The sequence below is a fragment of the Parahoeflea olei genome, from assembly GCF_001703635.1.
Taxonomy (GTDB): Bacteria; Pseudomonadota; Alphaproteobacteria; order Rhizobiales; family Rhizobiaceae; genus Hoeflea; species Hoeflea olei.
Genome location: NZ_LQZT01000013.1, coordinates 54685 through 63225, shown reverse-complemented (window position 1 = coordinate 63225; position 8541 = coordinate 54685). Strand labels below are relative to the sequence as shown.

Below are 8541 nucleotides of genomic sequence, written 5' to 3'. Positions count from 1 at the left end.
TACCTTCAGCAAGTCTATTGAAAGCAATCCCCACAAAAGTTATATGAATTGAAAGTCATTCGCATCTGGACGCCTTCAACATGCACCATGCGCATACATCAAGATCTGCCAATCGCGATTCGGCCTTGCGTCTGCGCGGCGCCGGATTGCGCCCGACGCGCCAGCGTGTCGCACTGGCGGATCTCCTGTTTGCCAAGGGCGACCGCCATCTGACGGCGGAAGAGCTGCATGAGGAAGCGGTCGAGGTCGGCGTGTCGTGCTCGCTTGCGACCGTCTACAACACGCTGCACCAGTTCACCGAAGCCGGCCTCCTGCGCGTGCTCTCGCTCGAAACCGCCAAGACCTATTTCGACACCAATGTCTCCGACCACCACCATTTCGTGGTCGAGGGCTCCAACGAGGTGCTCGACATCCCGGTCAGCAACATTGCGGTCACCAACCTGCCCGAAACACCCGAAGGCATGGAAATCACCCATGTCGACGTGGTGATCCGGGTCCGCCGCAAGCGCTGAGTCGCCCGCGCCCCCAGCCCGCACCCTTTCAGGATCGCTATGGGCCGCCGCCCGGGCGCAGCTTTTTTTGCCCGAATTCGGCTCCCTGATCCCGTGCTTTGCGCCGATCGCTCTGGAAATGACGATGGTTTGCGATTACTAGCGTGCTGAGCCGTCGGTGCCGCGTCACGGACCGCGCGGGCCCTTGCTTCCGCAGTCGAGAGGAAACCACATGCCGCCTTATCGTTCCCGAACATCCACGCATGGCCGCAACATGGCTGGTGCCCGCGGCCTCTGGCGCGCCACCGGCATGGCGGACGGCGATTTCGGCAAGCCGATCATCGCGGTCGTCAACTCCTTCACCCAGTTCGTGCCCGGCCATGTGCATCTCAAGGATCTCGGCCAGCTCGTCGCCGGCGAGATCGCCAAGGCCGGCGGCGTGGCCAAGGAGTTCAACACCATCGCCGTCGATGACGGCATCGCCATGGGCCATGACGGCATGCTCTATTCGCTGCCCTCGCGCGAGCTGATCGCCGATTCGGTGGAATACATGGTCAACGCCCACTGCGCCGACGCCATGGTCTGCATCTCCAACTGCGACAAGATCACGCCGGGCATGCTGATGGCGGCGATGCGCCTCAACATTCCCGTGGTGTTCGTCTCCGGTGGCCCGATGGAAGCCGGCAAGGTGGTTCTGGAGAACGGCACCGAAAAGGCGCTCGACCTCGTCGACGCCATGGTCGCGGCCGCCGACGACAATGTCAGCGACGCCGATGTCGCCTCCATCGAGCGCTCCGCCTGCCCCACCTGCGGGTCCTGCTCGGGCATGTTCACCGCCAATTCCATGAACTGCCTGGCCGAAGCCATGGGCCTGGCGCTGCCGGGCAACGGCTCGACGCTCGCCACCCATGCCGACCGCGAGCGCCTGTTCCGCCAGGCCGGCCGCACCATCGTCGACCTCGCCCGCCGCCATTACGAGGGCAACGAGGAAGCCGTGCTGCCGCGCGCGATCGCGTCCTTCGCCGCCTTCGAGAACGCCATGACGCTCGACATCGCCATGGGCGGATCCACCAACACCGTGCTGCACCTGCTCGCCATCGCCCACGAAGGCGGCGTCGACTTCACCATGTCCGACATCGACCGGCTGTCGCGCAAGGTTCCGGTCCTGTGCAAGGTGGCGCCGGCCAAGAACGACGTGCACATGGAAGACGTGCACCGCGCCGGCGGCATCATGGCGATCCTGGGCGAGCTGGACCGGGCAGGACTGCTCGACACCGGCGTCGGCACCATCCACGAGAAGACCATGGCCGACGCGCTGAGGAAATGGGACGTCGCCCAGTCGAATGACCCGGACGTGCACGATTTCTATCGCGCGGCACCCGGCGGCGTGCCCACCCAGACCGCGTTCTCGCAGGCGCGCCGCTATGACAGCGTCGATCTCGACCGCAAGGCCGGCGTGATCCGCGATGCCGAACATGCGTTCTCGCAGGATGGCGGCCTCGCGGTGCTGTTCGGAAACCTGGCCGAAGACGGCTGCATCGTCAAAACTGCGGGCGTCGACGAGTCGATTCTGAAATTCTCCGGCCCCGCCAGGATCTTCGAGAGCCAGGACGATGCCGTCTCCGACATCCTCACCGGCAAGGTCAAGCCCGGCCAGGTGGTGCTGATCCGCTACGAAGGCCCGCGCGGCGGCCCCGGCATGCAGGAAATGCTCTATCCGACCAGCTATCTGAAATCCAAGGGGCTCGGCAAGGCCTGCGCGCTCGTCACCGACGGCCGCTTCTCGGGCGGCTCCTCGGGGCTCTCGATCGGCCACGTCTCGCCGGAAGCCGCCGAAGGCGGCACCATCGGCCTGGTCGAGGACGGCGACCTGATCGAGATCGACATCCCCGGCCGCAGCATCCATCTGGCCGTCGACGAGGCGGTGCTCGCCGAGCGCCGGGCCAAGCGCGACGTGGCCGGCTGGAAGCCCGCCAAGCCGCGCAAGCGGGCGATCTCGACCGCGCTCAAGGCCTATGCGGCGATGACCAGCAGCGCCTCGAAGGGTGCCGTGCGCATTCTCGAGGACTGACGCGCCTCGAGGACCGACCGCCAGGGCCGGCCCGTCTGCGTTTGGTTCGTTTGCATGTGCGCGACTGTCCAGGGCCGCTCGCGCGTGTTGCGCCGGCCCCGCCGTCTGTCCGGCGCCTTACTTGAAGGCTTCCCCCGGATAGGCGCCCCAGATCTCGTCCTGGGCCACCCAGCCGTTGACGCCATCGGCCTGGGCATCGCACCACTCGCCGTCGCAGGCCTTGACCCTAATCACCACGCCGGGCTCGAGCCGGGCGACGACGGCCGCATTGGTCCGCGCCTCGCGATGCATGTCGATGAATTCCTGCTTGTCGACGCCGCGCATCCACGGCGCGGTCACGGCGGTGCGCTCGCCCGAGAGCAGCGACTGGTAGACCCAGCCCTCCGTGCCCTCGGCATCGCGCACCCGGCGCCAGTTGTCGTATTCCTGGATCACCTCCATCGGCACGCCGGAGCGGGTGTAGAGCCAGGCCACGGCATAGTCGCGGCCCGGCCCGATCCGCAGGTTGACCCGCTGGGCCTTGAGGCTGACGAAGCGCGGCAGCGGCAGCCCGCTGGGGCCAATGGTCGCGGCCTGCGCGTGGGCCCTGGTTCCCGCGCTTCCGCCGGCATCGGCGGCCGGGCTCAGCGCCAGGCCTGTGCAGGCAAGAAGCAGGGCCGGAAAAAGGGAAAGGCGACGCATGACTCACACCTTTTGCGTTGGGGCGCCAGAAACTTCGGCGCCACGGATTCACGTGCCGGATTGCTGACCTTCGCCACGGGCGAGGCTTGCCGGCCTTGTGCGTTGCGCGGGTGGGCGGGCGCTGCCATTGACGGGCGCGCGGGCCGCCGCGGCGCTTTTTAAACATCAATCCGGGCGCTTTGGATTGTCATCGCCGGAGGGTCTGTTAGAAAAAGCGGAACGCACCTACATAGTCGCCAAACTTGGTTAAAGAGCTCTCAACGCCGGACCTCAAAAGATGCAAAGCAGGAAAAAACCCAAGGTCTACATCACCCGCCGTCTGCCCGACGCGGTCGAGACCCGCATGCGCGAGCTGTTCGATGCCGAGCTCAACATCACCGACGAGGCCCGCACCCAGCCGGAGCTGGTCGCTGCCATGCGCACCGCCGACGTGCTGGTGCCGACGGTGACCGACAGGATCGACGCGGCGCTGATCGAACAGGCCGGTCCGCAGCTGAAACTGATCGCCAATTTCGGCAATGGCGTCGACAATATCGATGTCGAGGCGGCGCAGAAAAAAGGCATCACCGTTACCAACACGCCGAACGTCCTCTCCGACGACACCGCCGACATGACCATGGCGCTGATCCTGGCCGTGCCGCGGCGGCTCACCGAGGGCGCCAACATCATCGTCGGCGCCGGCGGCGTCTGGAAGGGCTGGTCGCCGACCTGGATGCTCGGCCACCGCATTGGCGGCAAGCGCCTGGGCATCATCGGCATGGGGCGCATCGGCACCGCCGTCGCCCGCCGCGCCAAGGCCTTCGGCCTGTCGATCCACTATCACAACCGCCGCCGCGTCGATCCGGCCACCGAGGACCGGCTGGAGGCCACCTACTGGGACAGCCTCGACCAGATGCTGGCCCGCGTCGACATCGTCTCCGTGAACTGCCCTTCGACGCCCGCGACCTTCCACCTGCTCTCGGCCCGGCGTCTGGAGCTGATGAAGCCCGGCGCCTATATCGTCAACACCGCCCGCGGCGGCATCATCGACGAGGACGCCCTGATCAAGGCCCTGCGCGAAGGCCGCCTCTCAGGGGCGGGGCTCGACGTGTTCGAGCATGATCCGGCGGTCGACAAGCGGCTCCTGAAGCTCGCCACCGAGGGCAAGGTGGTGCTGCTTCCGCACATGGGCTCGGCCACCATCGAGGGCCGCATCGACATGGGCGACAAGGTGATCATCAACATCCGCACCTTCTTCGACGGCCATCGCCCGCCCGACCGCGTGCTGCCCCACAGAAGCTGAATTCCGGAGCGCCGGCGAGGCTTGGCCTTGCCCTCTCCTGCCAAGGGGCGCGCCTTTCGCCGCAGCAGGGCGCCGGCCCCGAAGTTTCATCCCCTGAAGATCAGGGCCGCCCCGGCGGCGATCAGGGCGAAGCCGCCCAGGTGGTTCCAGCCGAGCGGTTCCTTCAGCACCACCACCGAAAAGCCCGCGAAAACGATCAGCGTGATCACTTCCTGCATGGTCTTGAGCTCGGCGGCAGACCAGACCTGGTGGCCGATGCGGTTGGCGGGCACGGCCAGGCAATATTCGAAAAAGGCGATGCCCCAGGAGATCACGATCACCAGCAGCAGCGGCGCCGACTTGTATTTGAGGTGCCCGTACCAGGCCACCGTCATGAACACGTTGGAAATCGCAAGCAGCAGCACGGGCAGCCATTTGGCGGCGAAGAGCGAAACACTCATGGGGCTTTCCGGAACAACAGGGGCGTAGCGCTCATCCCTGCGGATATTCGCGGGCTTTCGTCAAGAGCGACATGCAGGCGCCATCGGTTTTTCCGTCCCGCGGGCCGCGTCCGGCCGCAAGGCGACCGGGAAAGCCCTGCGGTCCCGCCAGGACGGCGCTTTGCCGGCCTATCCCTTGCGCCGGTACCGCACCGTCTGGAAGCTCGCGGCAAGCCCGTCATAGAGCAGCAGGCGGCCGATCAGCGGTTCGCCCGCGCCGGTGATCAGCTTGACCACCTCCATCGCCTGCAGGGTGCCGATCACGCCCGTGAGCGCGCCGATGACGCCGGCTTCGGCGCAGCTCGGCACCAGGCCCGGCGGCGGCGGTTCGGGAAACAGGTCGCGGTAACGCGGGAAGGGCTGCCCCTTGTCGTCGCTCTCATAGGGCTTGAGCACCGTCACCGAGCCGTCGAAACGGCCGACCGCGGCGGTGACGAGCGGGATCTCCAGCCGCTCGCAGATATCGGCCAGCAGGTAGCGGGTCTCGATATTGTCGGTGCCGTCGACCACCATGTCATAGGCGGTGAGAAGGTCCACCGCCGTGTCGGCGTCAACCCGCGTCTGGTGCGGCACCACCCGGACATGCGGGTTGAGACGGCCAAGCGCGCGCGCCGCACTTTCGGCCTTCGCAAGGCCGATCGCGTCGGTGTCGTGCAGGATCTGGCGCTGCAGGTTCGACAGCGACACCTGGTCGTCGTCGACCACGCCCAAAAGCCCCACGCCCGCGGCGGCGAGATAGCTCAGCACCGGCGAGCCGAGCCCGCCCGCGCCCACCACCAGCACCCGGGCGGCCTTCAGCTTCTGCTGGCCGGGGCCGCCGATTTCGGCAAGCACGATATGGCGGGCATAGCGCGCCACCTCATCGGGGCTCAACGCCGCGTCACGCATCTCAACTCTCCTTGCGTTCGCTGATCTGGCCATCGGCCACCGTGAAGATCCGGCCGCGCGACCCCAGGCTCGCGAACATGTGTGCATCGGTGCCGGTCATGAAGGCCTGGCAGCCGAGCGCCTCGATCAGGTCAAACAACGCCGCCCGGCGGCCTTCGTCAAGATGGGCGGCGATCTCGTCGAGCAGCAGGATGGGGGCATGCGCTGTCATGCCGCGCACCAGCTGCGCATGGCCGAGCACGATGCCGATCAGCAGCGCTTTCTGCTCGCCGGTCGACGACAGCGCGGCGGGCATCGCCTTGGCGCGGTGATGCACGATCAGGTCCGATCGGTGCGGTCCCGTCAGCGTCCGCCCGGCAGCCGCATCGCGCCCGCGCCCGGTCCTCAGTTGCTCCGCAAATGCCGTTTCCATGTCGCTGGCCGATGACGGGGCTTCGCCGTCGAGGAAGCCCTCGAGCCGCACCGTCGCCGCGGGGAAGGCGCTCTCCGCGCTGTTGCGCGCGATCAGCTCCGACAGCAGGCTCACCACTTCCGAGCGCGCGAGCGCCATCGCCACGCCGAGTTCGGCCATCTGCGCCTCGAGCCCGTCGAGCCAGGCCGGGTCGGGGCGTCCCTCCGAGAGAAGCCGGTTGCGGCTGCGCATGGCGCGTTCGTAATTGAGGGCCCGGCCGCCATGGGCCGGATCGACCGACAGCACCAGCCGGTCGAGAAACCGCCGCCGGTCGCCCGCGGGGCCGGTGAACAAGCCGTCCATCGCCGGTGTCAGCCACAGGATCCTGAGATGTTCGAGCAGCGCTTCGGTCGAACGCGCCGGCGCCCCGTTGATCCGGACCCGGCGTGCGCCTGCTTCCTCGCCGCCGTCGACGCCGGTGCCGATGTCGACCGGGCCCGCCATGCCCTCAAGGCTCGCGAACACGCTGAACCCTTCGCCCGGCGCAAGCCCGGCCTTGATCAATTCGCCCTGCGCCGCCCGCCTCAGCCCGCGGCCGGGGGTCAGCAGCGACAGCGCCTCCATCAGGTTGGTCTTGCCCGCGCCGTTCTCGCCCGACAGCACCACATGGCGCGCGTCGAGCGCGAGCGAGAGGCCCGCATAGTTGCGGAACCCCGTGAGCTTGAGTTTCCGGATATGCACCTTGGAGGACATGTCAGAGCAGTTCCAGCATCGCGCGGCGGGCGGACCTTGCCGGCGCTCCCACCCGTAATCCACAGCTCATCCACAGGTTCTCCACCACTCGCCCACAACCTGTCCACCGGCTGTTCACTGCCGTGGCGCGGCAGCGGGACGGGATGTGCCGCAGGATCTCCCGTCCGCGGACTGGCTTGCCGCGGCCCGCCGGGAGTGTCCCCCGGGTGGCCGGGGCCGTCAGGGCGGACAGCCCTACACCCGCATCGGCATCAGCACATAGAGCGCATCGTCGCCGGCGGTGTCGCGCACCAGGGTGGGCGAGCCGGGATCGGCCAGCATGAAGACCGCGTCCGAGCCCGAAAGCTGGTTGGTGATGTCGAGCAGATATTTGGCGTTGAAGCCGATTTCCAGCGGGTCGCGGTCGTAGCCCACGGCCAGTTCTTCCGTGGCGCTGCCGGAATCGGGGTTGTTGACGGTGAGCGTCAGCTGCCCGTCGGCGATGGCGAGCTTGACCGCCCGGCCGCGCTCCGAGGAGATCGTCGAGACCCGGTCCACGGCCTGCGCGAAGGTCTGGCAATCGACCGTCAGTTCCTTGTCGTTGCCGGTCGGGATCACCCGCTGGTAGTCGGGGAAGGTGCCGTCGATCAGCTTCGAGGTCAGCACCACCGAGCCGATGGTGAAGCGGATCTTGGCGTCGGAGACCTCGACCGTCACCGACACGTCGGGATTGTCGACCAGCTTCTGCAATTCGCCCACGGTCTTGCGCGGGATGATGATGCCCGGCATCCCTTCCGAGCCCGACGGCGCGTTGACGTCGGCGCGGGCCAGGCGGTGGCCGTCGGTGGCGACCGCGCGCAGCTTGAGCGCGCCGTCGCTTTCGATCGAATGCACGAAGATGCCGTTGAGATAGTAGCGCGTCTCCTCGGTCGAGATCGCGAACTGGGTCCGGTCGATCAGCATCTTGAGTTCGGTCGAGGGCAGGCGGAAGGTGTGGCTGAAGGCGCCCGCGGTCAGGTCCGGAAAGTCCGATTCGGGCAGGCACTGCAGCGAGAATTTCGACCGGCCCGAGGCGACCGTCATCGAGGCGCCGTCGGGATTGGTCGACAACAGCACTTCCGAGCCGTCGGAGAGCTTGCGCACGATGTCGTAGAGCAGGTGCGCGGGCACCGTGGTGGCGCCGGCCTGTTCGATCATCGCCGGCGTCGCCTCGGTGATCTCGAGGTCGAGATCGGTCGCCTTCATGTCGAGCGTCGCGCCCTCGGCCTTCAGCAGCACGTTCGACAGGATCGGGATCGTGTTGCGTCGCTCGACGACGCGATGCACGTGGTTCAGCGACTTGAGGAGATTGGAACGCTCGAGGGTGACACGCATGATCTGGTTACCGTTTGGGCTGGGGCCCGCGCGCACCGGCGAGGGCCTTTCAAATTCTCTCTTGTCAGGCTTTTTATCCTGCCCGAGCCACACAGCGCTGCCGCGTGCAACGCGCCCGGGCATGCAAAATGGCAGATTATGGGTCAGATATG

8 protein-coding genes are annotated in these 8541 nt (G+C 67.1%); 3 read left to right on the top strand and 5 right to left on the bottom strand.

Annotation, left to right across the window (positions count from 1 at the left end; translation table 11 throughout):
- Window positions 1–80 precede the first annotated feature (80 nt).
- Entirely contained in the window at window positions 81–512 is a 432-nt protein-coding gene (irrA, locus tag AWJ14_RS11425; RefSeq protein ID WP_066178845.1) for an iron response transcriptional regulator IrrA, read from the top strand.
- Between the two features lie 211 nt (window positions 513–723).
- Window positions 724–2562, top strand: a complete 1839-nt coding sequence (ilvD, locus tag AWJ14_RS11420) for a dihydroxy-acid dehydratase (RefSeq protein WP_066178843.1) — start codon at window positions 724–726, stop codon at window positions 2560–2562.
- Window positions 2563–2679: 117 nt separating this feature from the next.
- Here the strand turns inward: ilvD and AWJ14_RS11415 are convergent, their stop codons facing one another.
- Entirely contained in the window at window positions 2680–3243 is a 564-nt protein-coding gene (locus AWJ14_RS11415; protein WP_066178839.1) for an SH3 domain-containing protein, read from the bottom strand.
- A gap of 277 nt (window positions 3244–3520) precedes the next feature.
- Between AWJ14_RS11415 and AWJ14_RS11410 the strand changes: the two genes are divergently transcribed.
- Entirely contained in the window at window positions 3521–4525 is a 1005-nt protein-coding gene (locus AWJ14_RS11410; protein ID WP_066178837.1) for a 2-hydroxyacid dehydrogenase, read from the top strand.
- A gap of 86 nt (window positions 4526–4611) precedes the next feature.
- Here the strand turns inward: AWJ14_RS11410 and AWJ14_RS11405 are convergent, their stop codons facing one another.
- From AWJ14_RS11405 to dnaN, 4 genes are all read right to left on the bottom strand, one after another.
- On the bottom strand, window positions 4612–4965 hold the full coding sequence (locus AWJ14_RS11405; protein ID WP_066178833.1) for a DMT family protein: 354 nt from the start codon (window positions 4963–4965) through the stop codon (window positions 4612–4614).
- A gap of 168 nt (window positions 4966–5133) precedes the next feature.
- Window positions 5134–5892, bottom strand: coding sequence for a molybdopterin-synthase adenylyltransferase MoeB (gene moeB / locus AWJ14_RS11400; protein WP_066178830.1), 759 nt, complete (start codon window positions 5890–5892; stop codon window positions 5134–5136).
- A gap of 1 nt (window position 5893) precedes the next feature.
- Window positions 5894–7036 carry a DNA replication/repair protein RecF gene (gene recF / locus AWJ14_RS11395; RefSeq protein WP_066178828.1) on the bottom strand — a complete coding sequence of 381 codons (1143 nt, stop codon included), beginning with the start codon at window positions 7034–7036 and terminating at the stop codon, window positions 5894–5896.
- Between the two features lie 234 nt (window positions 7037–7270).
- Complete coding sequence (gene dnaN, locus AWJ14_RS11390) at window positions 7271–8389, bottom strand: DNA polymerase III subunit beta (RefSeq protein WP_066178856.1); 1119 nt, start codon at window positions 8387–8389, stop codon at window positions 7271–7273.
- Between the last annotated feature and the right edge of the window lie 152 nt (window positions 8390–8541).